Raw genomic sequence first — 22,563 nt, 5'->3', positions numbered from 1 at the left:
CGCGTCGACAGCGACGCGGCCACGCCAGTCGGACTGTCAGCACCTGGGCGGGAGCGGGCCCGGCCGACGGAGCAGGTCGCCGCGCATCCAGCCGGTGTAGCGGCTGCCCCACGGGTGGGCCTTGAACCAGACGTAGTGGCTCACGTCGGTGTAGTCGTGCCAGCAGTAGATGTCGACGCCGCGCGGCGGCTGGCTGACGTCCAGCTTCGTGGACCGCGTGTTGGGCTGAGACCGCAGCAACGCGTCGGTCACCTTGACGGTGGCCGTGTACCGGACGGCGGCCGAGACCAGCTCGATCTTCGGTGCCGTGGTGCCGGTGTTGTGCCGCGTCACGGCGTCGGTAGCCGTCTTCGCGACGGCCACGTGCTCCACCGGTGGCGCCTGGTCGCGGGCAGCCACCGGGCTACCGGCACCCCCTGCTGCGGCACCCACGGCGAGCGCCACCCCTGCCGCGGTGACTCCGAGGAGCGGGATGCTCCTCCTGAGATTGATCGTCACACGAACCTCCCCATTCGTGATGATTCCCATTTCTTAATCACGTTATGAACGGTCGAATAGCGACTCGTACGACTGCGTGATCGCAGAATGAGAAATGACTTCCGAAAGGTGATTTCTTTCGGTGCTCTTATCGTGATTGACGCTTCGTTGAATGTCTCGACATTAGCGCGTCGTTCGAGCTACTTCGACGATGCCTGACTTATCGACTGGCTGTCAAGTCATCTGGGTGGATTATCTGAGTCTCGTTGGTTGTCTTTTTTCGGGCATGGCAAATAAGGCCAGAGGTGCGTCATCCGTCCGGCCTTGTTGGTATTTCGTGCTTATGAACCCGGTTCTGGTTCCATGTCGGCCTCGTGTCCGGGTGCTGTGTCGTCGGGACCAGGAGCGAACTGCAGCGCGGTGTTCCCCCAGGCCCACGGGTTGGATGCGGCCGGACTGTGCTGTATTCCGATGATGATGTCGCGTGGGTCGGCTGGCGGGTAAATGGGCTCCAGATTGCCTGGATGTTGTGGTTCGGTCATTTCATTGAACTCCTGGCCTGACTGCTCCGATGAATTCTTTGGACCAATATGATGAGGTCCAGATGTTGGCAGTCACTTTGACGGCATCGCCGCTCTGGGGTGCGTGGACTACCTGAGCGTTGCCCATGTAAATCCCGACGTGATGGATGCCTCCTGGCAGTCCGTTGTTGGAGAGGAGGATGAGATCGCCGGGCAAAACCTGGGTGGGATCGCGGATGGCCGGTTGGAAGGTGCGCCATATCGCTTGGGTTTGGTGTGGGACCGCGACGCCGATCTGTGCATAGGCGTAGAGGGCGAGGCCGCTGCAGTCGAACCCGACGATGCCCTTGTCGACTCCAGTGCCCGCGGATGGGCCGTTCGCGGTACCGCCGGCCCACGCGTAGCGGATGCCGATTTGCGAGAGTGCGGTGTTGACGACGGTTTCCGCGCGAGGGTTGTCGGGCAGGTCGACCAGGTGGTCGCCGGTCGAGGATCCCGGCCTGAGCGGGCAGTCGACACCTCGTACGGCGCCGAGCATCTCGCGTGCGGTCTGCTCGTGTTTGTTGTACCGGTCGGGGAACGCCGATCGTTCGACTGCTTGCGCGGCGGCTCCGGGCGCGAGGCTCTGCCAGTTCGGAACCTTGAGCAGTACGTCGTAGAACTTGTTCACCGCGTAGTGCGGATCGGTGAGTTGCGCGGGAGTTCCCCAGCCTTGGGATGGGCGCATCTGGAACAGGCCGAGGCTGTCGCGGTCGCCGTGGTTGAGGTTGCGCAGACTGGACTCGGTCATGGCGGCCATGAGCGCGGTGACGATCCCGTGGTCAGCGATGCCGCGCTGCGTGCCGATGCGGACGATCAGCGCGGCATTCGTCATCTGGTCGGGGCCGTACGGCCCGACGGACTCTGTCGTGGCATCTGCGGGGGCGCACACCACTCCCTGGACGCCGCCGTCGGCGGATGCTTCGTCGTCGGTGACAACCACGACGACGCAGAACGCCACCAGTGCGAGGGCGAACGCAGCCGGTAACCCAACCATGAGCGTCAGCACCCGTGGTGCGCGATGGGAACGTGTGGCCACGGCGCTCACACCTCCGCGCCATGGGCCGGCTGATATGGGTCGTGGTCCGGGTCGTAAGTGGGGTCGTAGCCGGCGTCGCGGCCCTGGTGTTGGGCAGCGGATTCTCGTCGGTGCAGCTCGGCAATGAGCTGGGGGTCTGCGTTGGGGTCTGGTTCACCGAGCATCGAGCGGAGGTCGGCTGCACGGCGCAAGAGATCCATGAGGCGGGCGAGGGTCCAGGCGGTCATGATGGGTCATCTCCGGTGTGCCAGTTCGTGCGGACGGTGTGGAGCGCGCGGTCGCGAGCGGCGATGAGCGCGTGGTCGCGGCGTTGATCGGCGACCCAGGCGCGGTGGGATTCGACGAGGTCGAGGCCGCTGTCGTCGTGTCGGCCGTCGCAGCGCGGGCGGCCCCAGTTGCCGTCGAGCAGGCGGGCGCGGGCGCTCCAGAGCTTGTCGTGCCAGATGACGATGGCCTCGTTGCTGGCGCGCGGGGACCAGGCGCCGGTCCACGCCACGCGTAGACCGATCAGTTCCTCGCGGAGTGCGGTGTGGTCGGGCCAACAGGGTGGGATGACGTTGGTCAGTCGGTAGGTCGCGGTCAGCCAGGTCACCCAAGCGTCGAGCCGTTCCCACGCTGCCCGTGCCCGCGAAACCTGCGCGGCTTGTTCCTTGTCCGTCTCGGCTGCGGGGTAGGACTCGAACCGGAAGTCCGTGCGGTTCTCCGGTGTACTGCCACCGCGGTGCGTTCCCGCTACGGCGCCTTCGAGGGTGGTGAGGCGCTGCACGACCTCCTCGAGTACTTCCAGTACGTCTTCGGAGACGTCGAGCGCGGCGGCGGCCTGTTCGGCGACGGAGGCAGGGGGAGCATCCTGGCCATTCGGTTCCGGCGAATCCTTGCTGGGTGGTGTGGTCATGTCAGGGTCCGTCCCTCGTTGAGCGCCTCGTAGAACCGCCGTTCGGCCGCTGCCGTGGCGGTGTGGTCGGGGCGTTGCCAGTACGGGGTCAGTTCGCTGAGCACGGGACGCAGTCCGCCGGCAGCGATGAGCAGCGAGTGGCAACTGGGCAGCGCGCGGGCGTCGGCGGGGGTCATACCAGGGCGGGTCCGGAGCGAGAACTGTTCGGAGGATCCGGTTCCGGCGTGCCGGGTGAAGGAGGGGATTTCCTCGTCGAACTCATCGACGTAGCTGGCGATCTCGCGGAGCTCGTCGTGGCCGGTGACGCCGGGCAGGACCATGCGCAGAGTGGCGGCGCCCCACATGCTTTGTGCCGGGTGCATGCCCCAGCGGTCGATGGCCTGCGCGCGGTCCTGTACGACCATGGTGGTCGGGATCCCGCGTCCGCCGCCGTCGGCGACCAGGTCCGGCAGCTGGGTGAGGGTCGCGGTGGAGGGGGCTTCGTCGACGAGGAGCTTCAGTGCCGGGTCGAGGCGGTTGTTCTCGCTGAACTGCCCGAGGTCCCGTGCGTGATGGAGGATGTCTTCCATCAACGCCGCGAGCAGGTCCAGTACGCCTACCGCCTGGCTGCGTTGCGCCAGCAGGTAGACCGTGGACTGCCGCGCTGAGTCGAAGAAGAAGCTCATGGTGTCGAACTGCTCGTCGGGTGAGGGGGTGCAGGTGTCGAGCACGGCGGGGTGCATGAAGCAGTCCATCGCGCCCTCGATCGGCATGTAGTAGCCCGCACGCTGCCGCTCAGGTGTCTGGATCGCCTGGAATTGGAGGGTGGCCCAACTCTCGGGCGCGAGCGCACTGCGCTGGAGGATGGCTGCCGGTTCCACTGCTGTCTGATCGAAGGTCCACTTGAGCACCGTGCGGATGTCGCCGCCGGACATAGCGGCTGCGTGCAGCAGGTTCCGCAGGATGGCTTGGCCTCTGGACTTCCAGGCGTTGCCGTTCTCGACCCCGTTCATGTCGACCGAAGACATGAGGGCTTGGGCGCGACGCATCGCCACGGTCGGGTCTGCGCAGTCTCGGACCGGGTCCCACCGCAAGAGTGGCAGCGCGGTGGCCTGGCGGAGTGGGTCGAACAGCAGGGCCCGGCCGCGGTCCGCTCGGGCTTGCCAGGTCGCGGCCATGACGTCGGCGCGGCTGGATGTGGCCAGCAGAGGACCGTCGTGATCGAGTGCCTCCGGGATGACGACACAGGAGGTCTTGCCGGACTCCGAGGGACCGACCACGTAGGTGGACTGGCGAATCGAGGAGTAGCAGTCCAAGCCGGTATTGACATCGCGTCCCCGCCACGTGCCGACCTGTAAGGCTGACGGCCGGGGTGACGTGCGTGTCAGGCTCGGGCGGAGCCGAGGAGCCTGCTTGAGCAGTGCGGCTTCACCGAGCCGGCTGGCGACCTCGCGGCGGCTGGCGAACCCCGGCCTGGAGCGCGGCCGGAAAATGCGGACCACGGCGATGGCGCCGACGGTCGCCGCGATCAGGAGCGCGCCGGAGACCGACCAGTACAGGCCGGCGGCGGGTCGCTGCGCGCTACTGATGTCAGGCCAGCGTCGCATCGGCTCGGCGGGGTCGGCGAGGACATCCAGGACCGGGTTCATGCCGACGCCACGCCAGCTCGGCCAGCCGTACCCGGTCACCCAGGCGGTCAGCTGCCCGGCCAGCCCGAGCGCGGCGAGGACGGTCGCGACCGCGATGAGCGCGAGCCCGGCGACCTCTTCGCGTCGCAGGTGTCGCACTACCTCGCGGCGGGAAGCTCCGCGGCGACTCACGACAACTCTCCCTCGCTGCGTGCCGCCTTCGGGGAGGCTTGGTCGTCGAGCAGCTCGTCCCATTCGTCGTCGGAGATGTCGTCGACACCGCCGACCGGACGCATGCGGGAGTCGGTCTGCACCCACGGCGCTTCGATGCTGGACAGCCAGTGCTGCACCACGAAGGCCCGCTGATCGAGCAGCCACATCCCGGTTCCCTTGCGGAGGTAACGCAGCAGTGTGGTTTGCACGTCGGTCAGTCCGAGGAGATCGCGGGTCAGGGGCAGCGCGGCCTCGACCTGCCGGTAGACGATTTTGAACCCGGTGTCCTCGAGGAGCCCGCGCGCCAGGCGTGCGGCCTCGGATCCGTCGGCGCCGACCGCGCTCCAGTCGGTGAGCCGGTGCGCGGCGAGTAAATTGCAGATGCCGAACATCCGCGCCAACTTGAACTGCTCCTGAAACCTGCGTAGGAGCGGGACGTAGCGCATGGCCAGCCACGCCTCGTCGTAGCCAACGAGCCGAGGGCGGGCGTCGGGGCGCATCAGTTCGGCTTCCATGGCCGACTGGGCGCACACCATCGACATGACGGTGACGGCCTGGTCGGCGCGGACAGCGTGCAGGTTGAGCACGGTGCCTGGCGCGTCGAAGTCGAGGAACCGGGTGTTGTCCTCGGTGGAGTCGAACATTCCGGCCAGCGCCCCGCCGACCAGTCCGTGCAGCGCCAGGCGCGCGTCACGGGACTCGTCAAGTAGTTGCGTGGCGGTGATACCGCGGTCGGTGAGTTCGTCTCGCCACCGCTCGGTGGCGGTGAGGTTCGCGACCACCCCAGGCAGGGACGCCGGAGCGAGGTCGCTGCGGGCGCTGCCGCGGAGCTGGCCTGTGCAGGTGTCGAGGGCGAGTTCGATCGCGGTGCGTTCCGTCATCGACAACGGGCGGTCGAGCCGGACGTGGATCAGGCCCTCCAGCAGGGACAGGCGGCGGGCTTTGACCGCGCCGCGCCACTCGGCCTCGGTCTGGCTGTGATGGCGGCGGTGCGCGGTCAGCGGGTTGAGCCGGACACCCAGTCCTGGTCCGAGCCGCAGAGGCTCGACGCCGAGTTCGCGGGCGAGGTCGGTGTACTCGTCCTTGATGTCCACCCAGCTGAACGGCACGCCGGTGGCGAGGAACCGGACGATCAGTGACTTCATCAGCGCGCTCTTGCCGGAGCCGATCTCGCCGATGATCAACCCGTTCGGTGAGCTGATCACCTGCGCGCGGTACAGCTCCCACGGGTCGAACAGGAAGCTCGCGCGGCTGTACAGGTCGACACCGACGTACGCGCCGGGGACACCCAGCCCCGGGTCCATGATCCACGGATACCAGGTCCGAAGCACGCCGCTGCTCGCTGTGTGCGCCGGGAGCCGCATGCGATGCGCCAGTCGCCCCGCGCCAGCGCCGTGTGCGCCGAATCGATCCCGGCGCAGACCGTCCCCATCACGTCGACCTCGATGACCTGCGTCGTGGCTTCCCCGTGCAAGTTCACGTCCGGCAGCCTGTTCCTGAGCCCGGCGCTGGATCTCGGCGCGCAGACCAGTCGCCCGCGTCGGTGGAGTCTGCTTGGTCATGACCCGGTCAGCCCCCGCATCGGGGTGAGCCCGCGTCCCAACGGCAGCGCGCTGGCGAAGAAGCCCTGGTCCTGCTCGCCGTAGAGCACCATCGTCGAGCAGCGGATGCGGGTGAGCCGCCGCCGGACCGACGCCACGGCACGGCGCAGCTGCTCGGCGTCGGTTGCCGTGCAGCAGACGAGCATCGTGTATCGGAAGTAGCCGGAGCCTTCGGCCAACTCGTCGTCCAGGCGTTGGGCGGCCTCGAGTTCTTTCTGGGTGCGGGCGTCGACCACGAGGCCGTGCCGCTGTTTCATGTAGATGGAGCCGGCCGCCGCGAGCCGTTGGTTGTTGATCGAGCGTTCGGCGCGGGCGGGAGACAGGGGCTCGACGACCAACGACACGGTTCGGCGCACATCGGTCTGCTGCAGCAGCGGTGTCAGCCAGTTCGCGTGCACGGGCCGTCGTGGTAGCTCGTGCACCCAGATGGTGCTGGACACCGCCGAGTCATGCAGGTACCAGCGCCAGCGCCGCTCGGTCGCGCTCGGCCCGGCGGTGCGGGGATCGAGCACGTGGTCATCGGCGGCTTGGAGGTCATACAGCGGCAGAGATTCCGGGTCGAACGCGCTGTGGATCACCGCGGCGTAGTGCGCGGGGGACAGCCAGCCGCGAACGGGTATCCGCGCGTCAAGAATCTGGCGTTGCAGCTCGGCCAGCCGCTCGACCACGACCACGCCGATCGCCTCGTCGTCGCCGCCCGCGGCCTTGACGTCCGCGCCCAGACGGTCACGGTCGAAGGTGACCGCCACGAATACCTCGTGTCGCTGTGCGGCTGGGGCTGCCTGCGCGACGAGTTCTCGCAAGGCTTGCGCGGGTCGGCTGTCGCGGTCTTCTACTCGATCGAGGTAGTACTTCTGCGCGAGGTTCGTGCTGTCGGGCATGGAGCGGAACAGCAACTGCCAGCGGCTGATCGCGCTGTCCTCATCGCAGGTGGACTCCATGACAGCTTCCCAGTCGGACAGGCGCGCGGCTTGCTCGCTTGACTCCTCCAGGATGATCGGCGTGCCCTCGGTGAGCAGGGCTGCGGTCACGCTGTTGGCCTGTTCGTCGAGCATCAGCCCAATCCGGTCCCGGCCGTTCGGATTGGGCGCGGAGATCATGCGCATGGACGCGAGATCCCCGGGTAGATCGAGGCCCTGCGCGAGGCTGTCCGGACCGAACACCGCGCCCCGGTACACATGGGTGCCCCGCACTCGGGACCATGCGGCGCCCCACGCCGGCCTGAGCCACTCGGTCAAATAGCGTCCGCCGACCCGCATGAACGTCAGCCACACCAGCACGCCACCGGCAGCGAGTAACACCGCGAACACGATGACCGAGCCCAGTTGGATTCCCAGCCACGGCAGGCCAATCGCGACGACGATCGCGACGAGTTGCCCGAGGCTGATCCGCCCGATCACGCCGTTTGTCCGGCGTGGCGGAAAGACATACTCCTCTTCCATACTTCCCCCTTGGTGAATTCCCTGTGGATGAGCCGTTCCCGGGTTCTAGTAGGCGGGTGGTGGCATACGTGGCTCGTGCCGTTCCCCCGAAGTCGACGACGCGTTCGGTTCGGCCGACGCGCTAGCCTCCGACAAGGACGGGGACGGGCGGGGGCCCGCATTGGCCACCACCCGACCCAGGTTTGCCGGTGGCGGGACGCCGGGTATCCCGTCGCTGCCTCCGCCGCCGTCTCGCATGCTTCCCAGAGACTGGGCTGCGTAGTCCGCATTCCGCTGGCCGTTGTCGCCAGTGCGTTCCTCGGCACCGCGCGCACCGTGATTTCCCGGCTCAGGACGGGGCACGGCGGCGCCCCCGCCACTCTGTCCGCCGCCAGCAGCTCTGCCCTGTGGTCCCTCGGCGAAGCCGCGGCCGAACTCGCGCGCGTTCGCCACCATCGTGCGGACGGCCGCACCGGCAGCACCGCCGGTAGCCGCGGCGCCGCGCTGGCTGCCGGTACTCGCGACCCGGCCAGCCACACCGCCGCTGGCGGCGGGGCCGCCGATACGGTCGCCGACGAAGTCGACCAGCTCCCACAGCAGCCACGGGCACAGCACAAGCAGCAGACACAGGGCGAGGCCCTGCACGACGTCGACTACTTGTTGGACTGGGTCTTCGCCGGGATCGAGGGGCAGTAGCAGTGCCTGGGACAGCAGCATGACGGCGACCATGAAGAACGGGGCCCATGCCATCGCTGTCGCTCGGGCTGCCCACTTCCACAGCCAGCCCGAGGTTGCCTGATGGACTTGTCCCGCGGCGGCGAACGATCCGAACAGTGTCCACATCAGAACCAGTGCAGCGTCGACGACCATGAAGATGATCGCGAAGATCAGTGACACTCCGATCAACGCGCCAGCGATGATCGCGACCAAAGGGTTGGCCTTGGCCAGGCTCGTGGTGAAGTCCGCTTGCTGCGCGATGTCTCCACCCGCCGAGATGAGCGACTTCGTGCAGTCGTGGGCCAACTGAAGCATCAGGATGGCCCCGACACCGGCCAACGTCACGCCGACTGCTGCCTTGATGCCGCCGAACAGGGAGAACTGGAGATGGCCGCGCCGCCAGGAGCTGGACAGCGTGATCAGCCAGCCGAGGAAAGCTAATGCTAGTGCGACGCCGGCGACCAGGTTGTAGACCGATGCGAACGCGACTCCCGTGACCTGTGGTGACGAGAAGTCCGTCGCGATCCGCATGAACACGGTCCACAGCTTCGTCACGCCGGAGACGATGAAGCTGACGACCTGCTCCATGCCCTTCTTAGTGATCCAGTTCAGGAACTCCTGCGCCACCTCGCCAGGACTCTTGATTACGTTGATCGTCTGGTCACTACCGTCCACCAGAATTCCGTACTGCGTATATGCCTTACGGAGCACAGTGTTCATCCGCTCGACGTAGTCGTCAGAGAAGCTGTTCCAGGCTTGGCAGCGCTGGTCTTCCTGCTGGGTGATCGCGCCATCGCAAGCGATGTAGAACCCGCGGCACGGCGCCAGGTCTTCGGGATTGGTGGTGCTGCAGTTGGACCAGGGGCGGACGCCGTGGTCGCCCATGTTGTCGACGTTGCCCCACTCGAAGCCGAAAGGCTGGTAGCTCGGATTCGTCTTCGCCCAGGACTTGACCTGGTCGACGCAGTAGCCGTTGGGAACGGTCAGGTTGGCTGCCAGATCCTGGTATCCCCGTATCAGGAGCGTTTTGCGTTTGGGGGCGTTGCCGTCGTCGTTTGCGAACCTGGGCTGGAAGAATTCGAGCAACGCGGGGAAGTCCTGGATCAGATATGCCGCGTAGGTTCCCCAGTCGCCGCCGTGGTCGCGGCAGGACTCGGCAGTCATCCACGGCGAGGCCGTCCACTCGGCACTGTCCGGAACGTACTGCCGAAGGTTCGCCGGCACGTCGGCCGGGTCGACCGGGGCAGCGGCCGCAGGGCCACCTCCCAGCAGAGTGAGGATCAGCACGATGAGCGAGAACGCCAGCGCACGCAGGTGACGTCGGCGTGGCAGCCGATTACGGTGCGATGGCACGTCCTTCGACGAGTCGTTGGATGTGGTCGACGCGGTTAGTGTGGTGAGGTTACTGTTCGGGCACATAGGTCCACCTGTGTGCGGACAGCTCACCAAAGCGGAATCCGAAGTCGTCTTGCGTCTCGGCGAGTCGCTCATCGGATCGCACCGGCCACGGGCCCCGCTCGTATTCCTGGCTCACGACCTGCCATTGCGCTTCTGTCCAGATGAGCCGGACGGAGACGCGTCCCCACGTCTGCGTGCCACCGGGCTCCGGCACGACACGCGACGACGTGGCCGACACACCCCACACCAGGACCGTCGCTTCGGTGCCCCGGTAGTCCTCGACTACCAGTGACAGCGGTGCGTAGCTTGTTCGTTCCTGCGACAGTTGCTCTGTGGTCGCGCTCGGTGCGGTGAGCACGGACCGGGCGGCGGTGTCGGCGTTGCTGGCGAGGAATACGTCTGCTGCGGTATCTGGAGGTAACGAACCTGAGGAGACCAGAAAGCCAGCGGTCTGGAAGTTGGCTGCCGCGGTCGCCGCACCGGCGGGCGAGTGCCGATTCGAAATCGGGATGCCATCCCGAAGCGGGGCGGCGGTCGCCTGCGGCACCGCTGCGGGAGTGGCGACACTGCTGCGACCGACAGCGAAGCTCGTCGCGGTCAGTCCTATCGCGACAATCAAGCTCGCTGCCACGACTAGCCATCGGAGACGCCGATGCGATCCGGTCGGGCTATAGCCGACCGTCTTGTTTTTGCGTACCACGAACAAACCCCCTGTGATCACGGGAACGGAGAGACGAGGTGCTGGTCAGGAAACCGAGGTGATCCAGGTCCACAAACCACCCGCGGTGGTGAGTGCGATCCCGGTGAAGCCGGCCCGCAGCATGTGGCTCTTGGCGTTCTGGGACAGGTGAATGCCGCTGACCAGATGGCCACTGGCCCAGGTGACGAGGCCGCACAGGAGGACGATGAAGCTGACTCCCAGGCCGAAGTACAGGATCACCTGGCCGATGGTGAACATGACACCGGACTTCGGGACACCGCGAGCGTCGGGTGTGATCTTCGAGAAGTCGGGGCCGCCCGGCGTGGGTGGCGGTGGTGTCGGTTGCCGGTGAGGTGCCAGCAGATCCACGAGCTGATGCGTGGCGTCAGGTTGATGCTGGTCCAGCAGCGGGACCAGGTGGTGCAGGACGTCGGTGAGCATCGTTCTCCCCCTGAAGGTTCACGACGCGGGCCAGCAATCGCATGGCCGCAGTCGCGGATTGCTTACTCACCTGGTCCAGGCGCATCGGCCGACCAGAGGCCAGTCGCGCGTCGTGGGGGAGGTGCACCAGGTGAGTGATTCCAGCGGCAGCAACCAACTTGGCGGCTGCCTGCACTCGGCGACGTGTTGCCGCCGAAGACAATGATGTGGAGGACGAGAGCACAACGATGGGCGGTGGCTGGTGTGATTGCCGAAGGAGATCCAGCGCTGCGCACACGGCCTCTGCACCGACCACATCGGCTCTGCCGACCACGATTACCGCGGGATGGATGTCGAGGCGAGCCGCGAAGACGTGGTCGATCCGCCCGCTGTCGACGACGATCGTCCCGTTCCTCGAATGGCCCAGTCTGGTGATCTCGTGGAGTGGGGTGTAGCCGCAGGCGTCCTCGACGAGCGCGGCACCTGCCGAGGTCCTGGGCGCGATCCCGACGACCTGTTCGCTCGTGGCGCCGAGTTTCAGCATGTTCACGGCCTGCGCGGTTGGCATTCCGCCCTGGTCGCCGCTAAGTCGGCGGGCCAGGCTGTTCCACGCGGAACCGCTCTGGTCGACGACGAGAGTCGGTCCCGGCGACGCGGCGGCGATCAGTTCGCCGAGCAGCGCGGTCACAATGCTGGTGCCAGCGCCGCCTTCGGCACCGCCGACCATGATCCGCAGGGGCGGCAGTGGCTGTTCCATGAACGACCAGATCGCCTCGGCTTGCTTGGTCGGCCAGCCTCGGGGACGTGGGCGCCGGCTTACGCGGACTGCGGACGGCGTGGTCATGTCCGGTGCTTCGCGGTGTGCTTTCGCGGAACCTGCAGCGTCCTGCTGATGGGTGTCGGCGGAGTCCGGCGCGGTTGGGGTGCGCTCGACTTCAGTGGTCGGGGAAGAGAGTTGTCGGGGCTGGGCGGCCGGATCCTCCCAGTCCGACCGCCCAGCGCCGGTGTCGAATCGACTCACCACGACGCGGCCTCCCCAACCACGCGGGCTCGCACGCTCAAGGCGACGACATCATCTGTTCCGACCTCAGGCGGCCAGGTCGTGATCATCGTCTTCCCCCTCGTTACGTGCATGCATGGAGTCGCAGTACTGCGGCCGTCCTCCCGTACGGACCGCAGCACCGGGTACGGCGAGTCACCTTCCGTGGAATGTGTTGACCCGGTACCATTCGACATGACCGAGACTAGGTGACGCAGCCAGAATGTCAAGGGTTCACCACATTTTGTCTGCGTCTCCTCCCACCTGACGTCTCTGGAGGGGGCTGTGGACCAGCAGGAACCGACGGCTACGTCGCCGCCGACGGCGGAGGCTGCGTTGTCCGAAGCCGACATCATCGCCCGAAACCTCGCCCGGCTGTTCAAGGAGCGTCGCACCCAGATGGGGCGCAAAGTTCCGAGGGAAGACGTCGCCGAATACGCGTCGAAGATCGTCGGCGAGTCCGTCACGCGATGGTGGGTGAGCAGACTCCTCAACGGCGAAGTCACCGCACCTGACCCGGCGCGGCTCGATGCGGTCGCCCAGTACTTCGGGAAGACCGCGAGCTACTTGCGGGCGAGAGATCCGGACGCAGTCGACCACGACGGCGAGCGCGAGAAGAAGGTCGACGAGTGGCGCGAGATCGCCGAGATGGCCGAAGACCTCGGTGCGCACGGATTGAACCTTCGGCAGCTCCATGAACTCAGCCCGGATGACTTGGGCATCGTGAGGTCGCTGGTGGAGCGGTTGGTGGCCACGCACAACGAACACCGCGGAGACTGACGTGAGCTGGTTGCGCAGAGGCGCCGACCCAGCCGGAGAAGGACACCAGCCCACGGGACCGACCGATCCCAGTCCCACCCGCGCCGGAGGGCACTCGCCGGGAGGTCACCTCGTCGGAGGTCAGCCTGAGGTCCCCGCGCACTCGTCCTATACCGAGCACGACGTCGACCAATACGCACGGCTGTCCACCACGCCGATGCCCTATGACGTCGAGAGCACGCATGAACCGGTCATCGTGCACGCCACCGCCGTCGAGCCCCTCAGGCAGGATGGTCCGACGCCTGGTGCGGTGCTGAACGAGGTCCTGCAGGAGTTGGGTCAGCAGGCATCGCGCCGTGGCTGCGACGGGGTCTGGTCAATTCAACACACCATGACCGTGGACGCTGGCGTGCTGTATCTCAGTGCGATCGGAACCGGGAGCCGACCCGTGACGAACCTCGACGAGGCATCTCCAGGCAGCCGGGCCTGACAACGCACCCTGCTTGGCACTGAGGTGTGGGCGGTAGGTGGGGAACGACGCGCGGCTGCTGCCCGTGTGGGAGGGGCGCCGCAGCGTGGACGACACCTTCGCGGGTGTCAACCCCCAAAAAGCGGGGGTTGACACCCGCTGCGCTGTCGTCCCTCGCCGGTGCGCCCTCCCACACTCGACCAGCAGCCACGCTCACGGCGTCGCTGCTGGGATGTGAACGGCCGGAACGAGGCCACAAGACCGGGATGGGCATTCCTCCAAGCTCAGTGGAAGGACATGCCACCGATGACCACGACGTTGACTCCCTCGCGCTGGTTCAACACCCGGTTCGAGCTGATGGATCCCCGCAAGATTCTGCTGGACAAGAACGCGCGCACCATCGAGGACATCAAACGCGAGAACCCCGACCTCGTCGACAGCGTCGGCAAGCACGGGGTGCTTCAGCCAGCCATCGTGCACCCGACCACGGACGGCGGCGTGCGCATGCACGATGGGCACCAGCGCGCCCTCGCGCTCATCGAGCACATCGGCCTCGATGTCGACGAGGACGCCGACGAGGCGCTGGTCATGCCGGTGATCATCACCGACCTGACCGACGAGTCCGATCACGCGTGGTTGCGCGAGATGTGGATCTTCAACGAGCAGCGCAAGGGGTTCTCGGCGATCGAGAAGGTCGAGATCCTCGAGCAGATGGCCCTTGACGGCCTCGGTGACGAGGAGATCGCGACCCAGCTCAGCATCCCGACGGAAATGGTCAGGGCGGGCCGTCGTGTGCACGCGAACGCGATGGCCCGAAGTGCCCTCACCGAGAACCGCCAGCTGTCCTTCGAGCAGGCCGACGCGTTCGCCGAGTTCGCCGACGACACCGACGCGTGCGACCGGCTCAACGCCACCCTCAACGAGGACCCGGACACGTTCGACCACACCGTCTCGGAGCTGCAGCAGGAACGTGCCACGCGCATCGCACGCGACGAGCTGATCGAGAAACTCCGTGCGGACAACGTGCACATTCTCGAGGACCACGAAGTCGCATCCTCCCAGCGGCTCACGGACCTGTTCCAGGACCAGGAACGGAAGAACCGGCTTTCCAACGACATCGACGCGCACAAGGCGTGCTCGGGACACGCGGCCCGCGTCGTCCAGGGCTACTTCGACAGCGAGCCCCACATCCAGTACTGGTGCCGCCACTGGGAGATCCGTGGCCACGTCCGTTCCGCGGCGAGCAGCAGTTCGTATGGTTCGGGAGCACGCAAGGGCAAGCGGAGCGCGGTCGAGAAGGCCGAACACAACCGGGTCGTCCGGAACAACAAGAGGTGGCTCGCCGCGATCCCGGTCCGGCGCAAGAAGCTCGCCGAGCTGCTCGCGGCGGACGAGCTGCCGGCGCGCGTCCAACACCACGTCGCTCTCGCCACCTACGACGGCGCGATCGAGCACACTCCGAAGAGCAAGGCGCTCGCCTACGAGTTCCTCGGATTTACGACCAAGCGGGGCAAGCAGGTCAAGCTCGCCACGAAGCTGCGACGCGCCACCGCCGACCGCGCGACGATGGTCAATCTCGCGTTCCTGCTCGCCGCGTTCGAGGTCACCTACGACCTCGCGTACGCGAAGAACACCTGGCGTCGACCGACGGACAACGACCGGATCTACTTCCAGCTGCTCGACGACCTGTGGGGCACCAAGCTGCCGAAGAACGTCGCCGAGCAGCTGGTGCTCGAACCCGATGCGGACAAGAAGGACTGGCCTCACCTCCAGGCCGCCGCCGCGCCGGCCGCCCCCGAACCGGACGCTGCCGCGGACACCGAGAACGACAGCCAGGACGATTTCCTCGCTTCCAGTGCCACGGACGCTGTCCACGACGAGGACGAGTCGTTCGCTGAGGACGTGGACGACGCCGAGTTGACCGGCGCCGAGCTGGCGGACGACTCGGTCGCTGTCTGACGGCGCAGTCTCACACCAGCAGCAGACGGCTGGTGCGCACATCTCGAGTTTCGGTGTGCGCACCAGCCGTCGCTATTCCACCTCCTCACTCAGTCGATCCGTCGCCGACAACGTCGTGCGACATCGCCACTGGAGGGCCACATGAGTCACATCTATGCCTTCATGACCGGAACACGGTCAGACTTCACCGGCGAGCATCGAGACAGCCACGGTTGGGTGGACCCCGTTCAGGGCCGCACCTCGTTCTGGGAGTCCCGCAACGACGTTCATCCGATCGTCGAATGGTCGGAAGCTGTTGTGGCGTCGTACTACGACTCCTATGACGAGATGGTTCGGGATTATGTGCTCGCCGCGCTGAGCGAGCTGCCGCGAGGGTACGAAGATCACGGGGACGGTACCTACGTCGCGACGGAGCCCGAGCTGTCGCCGTGCAACGACGACATTGGGTTGTACACCTACGAGATCCACTTCGTACGGAAGTCGCTCGGGTCGGGCGGATGGATCGAACAGCCCTGGCATCCCGGCCGGGATGGTGGCGTCTGCTTATGACTCCGCTCGCCGTCTCCACTCGGAACATCACTCGTGTGTTTCGTGCGGCAACCCCCGCTGATCGAGCCGGAGGGCAGGACTGGTACATGGCGGCGCATCGGATCGCACTATCACTCGATCCTGCTGATCCTATCCGTGCCGCAGCGGTGATCGCGGTCCTGTCCCCGATGCTTTCCTGGCCACGCAACGTTGTCGAAGCGCGCAACGTCTACTCCGGTCAGCCGGTCCGCGCGCTCGGGTCGAGCGCGCGGAAAGCGCGCATGATTCTCGCCGGAGCCGACCCCGAGCAGATCGTCAGCGGTCGCAAGGTCCATGCGTTCTGGAGAACGATCGCTGACCCAGCTGAGCCGTCGGCGGTCGTGATCGACCGGCACGCGATCGACATCGCGGCAGGCCGCGTGCTCGGCGACAAACTTCGCGGCAGCCACCTGCGCCGTGCAGGTGCCTACGACGAAGTCGCTGAGAGGTACCGGCGTGCAGCCCGACGCCTCTCGCGCGAGTTCGATCGGCACATCACTCCTGCGGAAGTCCAGGCAACTACCTGGATCTACTGGCGCCGCGAACACGCCGTCGCCCATCATCGATGAAAGGCAGGTGACATGCCGAGCATCTATGTCGCATCACTCGCGGACTACAACTGCGGCATCCTTCACGGCACCTCCATCGCACTGGACGAGTCGACAGATCTCGACGACGTCACCGCTCAGGTGACTCTCATGCTGGAAGCCTCTCCCGCTGTCGAAAGTGGACTGTCCTGTGTAGCAGAAGACTACGCGATCCACGACTACGAAGGGTTTGATGGCTACGCGCTCCACGAGTACACGCCCCTGTCCCGTGCCGTCAGCGTAGCCGCTGCGATCGCCGAGCACGGTGAAGCCTTCGCGGTGTTCCTCAATGGCTGCGGCGATGACTCCGTGGACGACGCACTTGCCGACTTCAACGACCGGCTCTGCGGCATCTGGCAGGACGAACAGGACTTCGCGTGGGCCGAGTTCGAGGAGCTCTTCCCCGAGGCGTACCAGCACACGGGAGCATGCGACTGGGTTCGGTTCGACCCCGAGGCCTACGTCCGTGCACACGAAATGGACGGGTACGAGTTCATCAGCACCACGTCCGGCACCGCGGTGTTCACTCCTGCCCGCTGAGGCGTTCAGGCATCGGTCCCGTTGCCTCTTCGGCTACGAGATCCGTGGCAAGTAGGCAGTCTCGACCCATACGGATCTCCGTCGCCTCCGGTGTGGAGCGCGCGAACGCTGCCACGACACCGGGGTGGGTCAAGCCGCAGTTCACAACCGACATCACGTAAGCAGGACGGCGGCTTGACCCACCCCGGCTTACGTGGCCTGGGCGACCGCGCCCCACACCCGGGGCAGACGTCGGAACCACATCGGATCGTCCGCCGGCAACTTCCAACTCCAATCGAGCCGGAGCAGCGCTATGGACAGCGGCCTTTACTGCGACAAGAACGGCGAGAAAGTTCGCGTCGAGCGAACCAATTCTGGATACGTCCTCCGATACGGAGACGGCCGCGTCATCGCAATCAGTATCGCCAGAAGGCATGGATCGACGAAGTCGGCGTTCGCATTCGCATGTTAACGAGATCCGTTGACTGGCAGCTTCTCGATCCTAATACTGGAGGTATAGTGCGCAACCTTCTTGCTGTGTTCCGAATCAGTCAGAACGCACGACTTCGTTTGATGGCGTTCATCACTATCGCCGACACGGGACTGATCTCCTATGTCAGCACTCGTAATCTTGCCGAACGGTGGGGGTTCGGCTCACTATCCTGGCTGTATCCGCTGTGTCTAGACGCCGTGGCCGCTGTCGGTATGGACTTGTGGATGTCGGGGTCGCCAGCCAAGCGGGCAGCCGCGCGACTCACTCTTGCCGCCGTAGGGCTGTCCCTGGCGGCCAACATCGCCGACTGGCTCTACGTAGGGATAGGTGCGGCAGCCCTCGGCGCTGTGCCGCCGCTCATGCTGGCGGCGCTCCTGCTCACCATGCACGTTCATTCAGCCGGCACGGCGGCGCGCGACGAGCGCGCGTCCACCGAAGCCGATGCGGTACCACCTCCCGTCGAGCAGGACCAACGCACTACATCGGTTCCGGAACCGTCTCTATTCCGGGGCCGGTCGAGCGAGGAACTGGAACCGCTGCCCCGTACCAGGCCCGCTCAGGGACCGTCGCCCGAACGGCCGGACGAGGAGCTGATAGCCACAATCCGTGACCGCGAGTCCCACGGGGACCAGATGTCCAAACGGCGGGTGATGGGCGAGTTCGGGGTGGGTAACGACAGGGCCCTCCGTCTGCTGCAGAACGCTCGCCGCAACGGCCATCAGCTCGTCCTCCCTGAGCCCGGACCCACGGCATGAGCACCCCTCAGAAATTCGATGCTCACGGCTTTGCGCACGCTCACGTGGCCCGGCAGAGGCCCCGTGCTCATCGGCTTCACCAGCTTCGCGATGCAGCACTGGAGGCCGCCTCGTTGGGCTACTTCGTGATACCGCTGTGGCCTGAGAGCAAGGTGCCCGCCATGCATCGCGAGACACGATGTCCAGGTCGCGGTGACTGTGCGCACGGTCACCGAGGATGGGAAGCGCGGGCGACGCGTGACCTCGAGACCATCTGCCGATGGTGGGATGCCGCACCACTGAACGTGGGTATCGCCGCTGGTAGATCCGGGCTTCACGTACTGGACCTGGATGCAGCGCACGGCGAGCAGGCACCCGCGCAGTGGCACGGTTGCCGAGACGGGACCGACGTCCTCGCACGGGTCGCCGCACGCGCCGGGGCGCGGCCTCCAACCGACACCAGAACCGTCCGGACACCGACCGGGGGATCCCACCTCTACTTCCAAGCGCCACCGTCCATCTCCCTCCGGAATACCGTGGCGCGCGTTGGATGGCGAGTCGACAGCCGCGGCGACGGTGGGTTCGTCGTCGCTGCGGGGTCCTGGCGGGAAGAGGGATGGTACGAACTTGCCGTCGACGCGCCGGTCCGGCCGATGCCGTTGTGGCTGATTCCCCGACTCCGACCCCCGGCGTTCCCGCCGGCGTCAACGAGCATCGTCCACGGGGCACGACCGAGCCTGAGCCGGCGCCGCGCCTACCTCACAACAGTTGAGGCACGGGTGACCGCAGCTGAGCCGGGCACACGCCACGACGTCCTACTGCGCAGCGCGTACTCGCTCGGCCGGCTCGTCGGCGGGGGAGACCTCGCCGAGGACGAGGCACGAAACTCGCTCTTGGGTGCCACGAGCCGATGGCCGGGATCGCCCTCGCGCAAGGACATTCGCACAATCGACGACGGCCTCACCGCAGGGATCCGTCACCCTCGGAAACTCGCGAGCTGACATTTTCGCAACGGAATGTGACTTGCTCCGCTGACACGCGTGTTCGCGGGATCTCAAAATGAGGAATGTCATGCCTCCTGCCCGTTCTCATCGTTGTGTGATCATTGCGCTCGTGGTGCGTGTGGCCATCCGCGCAGCGGTCACCACAATAATGATCGTCCTGTTTCTAGCGTGGCTCATTTTCGTGATCTCATCGATTGTTATTCGGGGGCTGTTTCGCCTCTTTCCTGTCTGACAGTTTGAATAGGAGGGTATGTCGTGACATCGCGTTCTTTGGTCATTCGCCATGCAGATTGTGGTACGTTGATCGCTGCCGTGCCCATCATGTTGGGTTTCGTGCCGACTGGTTCGCTGATCATTGAGCCTTTTTCATCCAGCGGCGATCTCGTAGTTCTGTAGTACGTGGATGGCTTTGGCGAGTCTGCCGATGCGGCGTGGGCTGACGCGGACTTTGTGCAGGACGCACCAGTACTTGAGCTGGGCGTTCGCCCGTTCACCAGGTCCGCGGAGCCGGGCGTGGGCCCGGTTGGCGTCGGTCTGCGATTCGGGTTTGTTCTTGCCCTTGTACGGGGTGATCACTCGTTGGCGGGTCTGGTCGTAGCCGTGATAGCCCTTGTCACCCAACGCGATCAACCCGGCCTCTTCGAGAGCGGCCAAGATCTGCCAGATGCGGGCGGCGGCGGTGTCGTGTGTGCTGCCCGGCAACTCGCCAGACACCCACAGGATCGTCCCGTCCGGAGACGCGATCACCTGCAAGTTCACCCCATGACGCTTATGCTTCCCCGAGTAGAACGGCCGGTCCACGGCGATCCGGTCGATCGGGACCAGCGTGCCATCGATGATCACGTAGGCCATCCCCGCCCGCTTGGCCCCACGCAACGCGGCCCGCAGCTTCGGCGCCCGTTTCGCGAGCAACTCGACGGTTTCGTTCACATACCGCCAGCACGTCGTGGTCGACACCCCGAAACCGGCCCCGACCTGCGCGAACGGCTCACCCTTGCGCAAGTGCACCAACACCAGCAGAGCCTGCTGACCAGGGTTGAGCGCCCGCCATGGTGAGCCGATCTCCCGACAGTTCCTGCGGACCAGACCAGACACAAAGGTCAGAGTCTGACGTGACAACGGCAGCGCGGCACGGTAGAACAGCATACGAAGCCCTTGGTTGTGCGGACATGGATCTTGGTCGATTTCTGTCCTACCAAGGGCTTCACTACGTATCCAGCACCGACACGCCGAAGATCAACTGGTCTGACCAGCAACCCCGGACCTACAACCCCTACCCACCAACACATCCAGACCAGGATGAAAACCGTTCATTGTCGGATTCGGTGGAACGGGCCCTTTCCGTGCCACGCTCGGGATGCGGGTCGACCTTCCCGCGCCGAGTGACTATTCCGCCGTGCTCGGCGTACTCCGTGGCGCCATCAGCCGCCAGGCACCCGACGCAGTGGCAGTCATCGTGGTGGGAGGTGATCACCGTGACGCCGATGAGGACGATCTGCCTCATCGAGAGTTGGTACGTGGTTGCACTGCCCTTGCCGAGGACCTCGGGATGCCCCTCTTATCATCGCTGTGGGTAGCTGTGATCGAGGCCTGCCAGGCCTGGTTCTCCTACGCAGATCCCGGCCGATTCGGCACCCTGCCCGACCCCCGAACCTCAGCCGTCGGTCTCGAGGCGGTCGTCGGCGGTGCTGTCACCTACAACAGCCGCGACGCCTTCGCAGCACAGCTGAGCCCGGACCCGGTGGACGACTTACATCGACGGGCAAAGATCATCCGGCATCTGCCCCGTGTCATCGTGGCAGATGCGGCCGCGCTCGTACGTGAGGCGCTCGGCCACGTGACCGAACCTGACTTCAGCATGGACGACGAGCGGATCGCTCGTGTCGGTCAGGCGCTCACACACCCACGGGTACGTGACGTCGCGGTGGCCTTCGCGGTGACGGGTGCGGCTGGTGCGTCCGAGCTGCTGTGGTCCCGCCTCACGCGAGCCACGCCGCGCCCGCACGTCACCCACCCGGCCACGCTGCTCGCCATCGTCACCTACCTCCGCGGCAACGGCGTCCTCGCCGGTGTGGCGCTGGACATCGCGCTGGACGCCGACCCGTCCAACATGCTGGCGGCATTGATCCGCACGTGCCTCAACCAAGGCGTCGCACCCCAGCAGATCGAAGAACTTCTCGCCACAGCAACGAGCGCGGCTTCGGTGAAGGCCACGTAGCCGTCACCCAGATCCACCTTCCATGTGGCACCTGTCGACCCATCGTGCTCCTTCCGCCTGAACACGGAGGTCTATACCCGTGGTTTCTCATGTGACTGATCCTGTTCTTCGCGCCCGCGCGTATCTGCTACGTGTGGCCGAGCCTCCCGCTCCGGCCCTGGCTGCCCTCGTTGCTGCGGAGGGCCCCGTCGCCGCAGCGGCCCGGGTCCGTAGCGGCAGGGTTGCGCCGGAAGTCGCCGCAGAGACTGATGCTCGTCGGCACGCCGACCTCGTCGACGACGATTTCGCACAGGCGGCGGCCGTCGGTGCTCGCCTGCTGACTCCCGAGGACGAGGACTGGCCATCGGCGCGCCTGCACCCGCCCGGGCACACGGATGCCCAGACGGCTGCTGGCAGTTCAGCTCCTCCGATCGCGCTGTGGATCCGTGGTACTCGATCGCTCACGGCATCGCTGTCATCGGCCGTCGTCGTGGCAGGAGCACGTTCTTCGACGGTGTACGGAGAAACAGTGGCGTCCGACTTCGGGTACGGGCTTGTAGCGCGCGGCGTCACAGTCGTTTCTAACGGTGCCTACGGCATCGGCGGGGCAGTCCTGCGCGGAGCACTGGGCGGCGGTGGTCCGGCCGTCGTCATCGCGGCCAACGGCGTCGACATCGCGTACCCTGTCGGGCACACCAACCTCCTGTCCCGGGTGCCGGATCATGGGGTGCTGATCAGTGAGTACCCGCCTGGTTGCGTTCCTTCACGGAGCCGGTTCCTCACGCGCGCCGACCGCCTCGCACTCTTCTCGGTCGGCGTCGTGATCGTCGAGGCAGGGCTGCGGAGCGGAAGCCTCCGAATCGCACAGACCGCGCATGCGCTCGGTCGTGCGGTGATGGCAGTGCCAGGACCGATCACCTCAACACTGTCGCTCGGGACGCACAACTTGCTGCGCGACCGATCCGCAGTGTCGGTGGCCTCGGTCGACGACATCATCGACTCGGTAGGCCACTGCGGAGGTGATGAAGACGTGCCGTCGTCGCACCATGATGTCGGCGTCGGCGGCGACGGTCTGCCGTGCGGGTGATGAGGGTCGTTCAGTTCAGCGGCGGCATCACCAGCTGGGCGGTCGCCCGCCGGGTCGCCCGAGCGAACGGAACCAAGGATCTCGTGCTTCTCTTCGCAGAT

Annotated in this window: 22 protein-coding genes; 10 read left to right on the top strand and 12 right to left on the bottom strand. The window is 66.0% G+C overall.

Annotation, left to right across the window (positions count from 1 at the left end; genetic code table 11):
- Positions 1-36: 36 nt before the first annotated feature.
- The 11 genes from WBA97_RS12240 to WBA97_RS12190 form a co-directional block, all read right to left on the bottom strand.
- Positions 37-498 (bottom strand): hypothetical protein, encoded by a 462-nt coding sequence (locus WBA97_RS12240; RefSeq protein ID WP_424230882.1) that lies wholly within the window; start codon positions 496-498, stop codon positions 37-39.
- A gap of 522 nt (positions 499-1,020) precedes the next feature.
- Complete coding sequence (locus tag WBA97_RS12235) at positions 1,021-2,076, bottom strand: NlpC/P60 family protein (RefSeq protein ID WP_424230881.1); 1,056 nt, start codon at positions 2,074-2,076, stop codon at positions 1,021-1,023.
- A gap of 5 nt (positions 2,077-2,081) precedes the next feature.
- Positions 2,082-2,303, bottom strand: coding sequence for a hypothetical protein (locus tag WBA97_RS12230; RefSeq protein WP_424230880.1), 222 nt, complete (start codon positions 2,301-2,303; stop codon positions 2,082-2,084).
- The gene (locus WBA97_RS12225; protein WP_424230879.1) at positions 2,300-2,971 is read right to left on the bottom strand and encodes a hypothetical protein; all 672 of its coding nucleotides are present in this window, start codon (positions 2,969-2,971) and stop codon (positions 2,300-2,302) included. The genes WBA97_RS12230 and WBA97_RS12225 overlap by 4 nt, the downstream gene beginning before the upstream one ends.
- The gene (locus tag WBA97_RS12220) at positions 2,968-4,770 is read right to left on the bottom strand and encodes a type IV secretory system conjugative DNA transfer family protein (protein WP_424230878.1); all 1,803 of its coding nucleotides are present in this window, start codon (positions 4,768-4,770) and stop codon (positions 2,968-2,970) included. Before WBA97_RS12220 ends, WBA97_RS12225 begins: the two co-directional genes overlap by 4 nt.
- Positions 4,767-6,095 (bottom strand): hypothetical protein, encoded by a 1,329-nt coding sequence (locus WBA97_RS12215; protein WP_424230877.1) that lies wholly within the window; start codon positions 6,093-6,095, stop codon positions 4,767-4,769. Before WBA97_RS12215 ends, WBA97_RS12220 begins: the two co-directional genes overlap by 4 nt.
- A 254-nt stretch (positions 6,096-6,349) precedes the next feature.
- Positions 6,350-7,834 (bottom strand): SCO6880 family protein, encoded by a 1,485-nt coding sequence (locus tag WBA97_RS12210; RefSeq protein WP_424230876.1) that lies wholly within the window; start codon positions 7,832-7,834, stop codon positions 6,350-6,352.
- A 45-nt stretch (positions 7,835-7,879) separates the two neighbouring features.
- Positions 7,880-9,949: a hypothetical protein gene (locus WBA97_RS12205; protein WP_424230875.1), complete on the bottom strand. Its 2,070-nt coding sequence runs from the start codon at positions 9,947-9,949 to the stop codon at positions 7,880-7,882.
- Positions 9,933-10,559, bottom strand: coding sequence for a hypothetical protein (locus tag WBA97_RS12200; protein ID WP_424230874.1), 627 nt, complete (start codon positions 10,557-10,559; stop codon positions 9,933-9,935). The genes WBA97_RS12205 and WBA97_RS12200 overlap by 17 nt, the downstream gene beginning before the upstream one ends.
- A gap of 114 nt (positions 10,560-10,673) precedes the next feature.
- Positions 10,674-11,069, bottom strand: coding sequence for a hypothetical protein (locus tag WBA97_RS12195; RefSeq protein ID WP_424230873.1), 396 nt, complete (start codon positions 11,067-11,069; stop codon positions 10,674-10,676).
- Positions 11,014-12,069, bottom strand: coding sequence for a hypothetical protein (locus WBA97_RS12190; RefSeq protein ID WP_424230872.1), 1,056 nt, complete (start codon positions 12,067-12,069; stop codon positions 11,014-11,016). The genes WBA97_RS12195 and WBA97_RS12190 overlap by 56 nt, the downstream gene beginning before the upstream one ends.
- Before the next feature lie 303 nt (positions 12,070-12,372).
- Here WBA97_RS12190 and WBA97_RS12185 point away from each other — a divergent pair, with 303 nt between their 5' ends.
- The 8 genes from WBA97_RS12185 to WBA97_RS12150 all read left to right on the top strand — a co-directional run bounded on the left by WBA97_RS12185 (position 12,373) and on the right by WBA97_RS12150 (position 19,175).
- Positions 12,373-12,867 carry a hypothetical protein gene (locus tag WBA97_RS12185; RefSeq protein ID WP_424230871.1) on the top strand — a complete coding sequence of 165 codons (495 nt, stop codon included), beginning with the start codon at positions 12,373-12,375 and terminating at the stop codon, positions 12,865-12,867.
- A gap of 196 nt (positions 12,868-13,063) precedes the next feature.
- A complete protein-coding gene (locus WBA97_RS12180; RefSeq protein ID WP_424230870.1) occupies positions 13,064-13,336 on the top strand; it encodes a hypothetical protein in 273 nt (90 codons plus the stop codon).
- Between the two features lie 285 nt (positions 13,337-13,621).
- Positions 13,622-15,274 (top strand): ParB/RepB/Spo0J family partition protein, encoded by a 1,653-nt coding sequence (locus WBA97_RS12175; RefSeq protein WP_424230869.1) that lies wholly within the window; start codon positions 13,622-13,624, stop codon positions 15,272-15,274.
- A 141-nt stretch (positions 15,275-15,415) separates the two neighbouring features.
- A complete protein-coding gene (locus tag WBA97_RS12170; RefSeq protein WP_424230868.1) occupies positions 15,416-15,823 on the top strand; it encodes a hypothetical protein in 408 nt (135 codons plus the stop codon).
- Positions 15,772-16,410, top strand: coding sequence for a DUF7178 family protein (locus WBA97_RS12165; RefSeq protein WP_424230867.1), 639 nt, complete (start codon positions 15,772-15,774; stop codon positions 16,408-16,410). The genes WBA97_RS12170 and WBA97_RS12165 overlap by 52 nt, the downstream gene beginning before the upstream one ends.
- Positions 16,411-16,422: 12 nt before the next feature.
- Positions 16,423-16,968 carry an antirestriction protein ArdA gene (locus WBA97_RS12160; protein ID WP_424230866.1) on the top strand — a complete coding sequence of 182 codons (546 nt, stop codon included), beginning with the start codon at positions 16,423-16,425 and terminating at the stop codon, positions 16,966-16,968.
- Between the two features lie 498 nt (positions 16,969-17,466).
- Entirely contained in the window at positions 17,467-18,195 is a 729-nt protein-coding gene (locus WBA97_RS12155; RefSeq protein ID WP_424230865.1) for a DUF2637 domain-containing protein, read from the top strand.
- Positions 18,192-19,175 carry a bifunctional DNA primase/polymerase gene (locus WBA97_RS12150; protein ID WP_424230864.1) on the top strand — a complete coding sequence of 328 codons (984 nt, stop codon included), beginning with the start codon at positions 18,192-18,194 and terminating at the stop codon, positions 19,173-19,175. Before WBA97_RS12155 ends, WBA97_RS12150 begins: the two co-directional genes overlap by 4 nt.
- Before the next feature lie 369 nt (positions 19,176-19,544).
- Here the strand turns inward: WBA97_RS12150 and WBA97_RS12145 are convergent, their stop codons facing one another.
- On the bottom strand, positions 19,545-20,324 hold the full coding sequence (locus tag WBA97_RS12145; protein ID WP_424230863.1) for a transposase family protein: 780 nt from the start codon (positions 20,322-20,324) through the stop codon (positions 19,545-19,547).
- Between the two features lie 166 nt (positions 20,325-20,490).
- On the opposite strand from WBA97_RS12145, the gene WBA97_RS12140 reads away from it, so the two are divergent.
- Together WBA97_RS12140 and WBA97_RS12135 are read left to right on the top strand one after the other, a co-directional pair.
- Positions 20,491-21,396 (top strand): DUF4192 domain-containing protein, encoded by a 906-nt coding sequence (locus WBA97_RS12140; protein WP_424230883.1) that lies wholly within the window; start codon positions 20,491-20,493, stop codon positions 21,394-21,396.
- A 91-nt stretch (positions 21,397-21,487) separates the two neighbouring features.
- Positions 21,488-22,462, top strand: a complete 975-nt coding sequence (locus tag WBA97_RS12135) for a DNA-processing protein DprA (RefSeq protein ID WP_424230862.1) — start codon at positions 21,488-21,490, stop codon at positions 22,460-22,462.
- The last annotated feature ends 101 nt before the right edge of the window (positions 22,463-22,563 follow it).

This window comes from Actinophytocola sp. (assembly GCF_049647105.1).
GTDB lineage: Bacteria > Actinomycetota > Actinomycetes > Mycobacteriales > Pseudonocardiaceae > Actinophytocola.
Note: the sequence above shows the minus strand (reverse complement) of the source record. Positions and strands in the feature narration are given on the sequence as shown.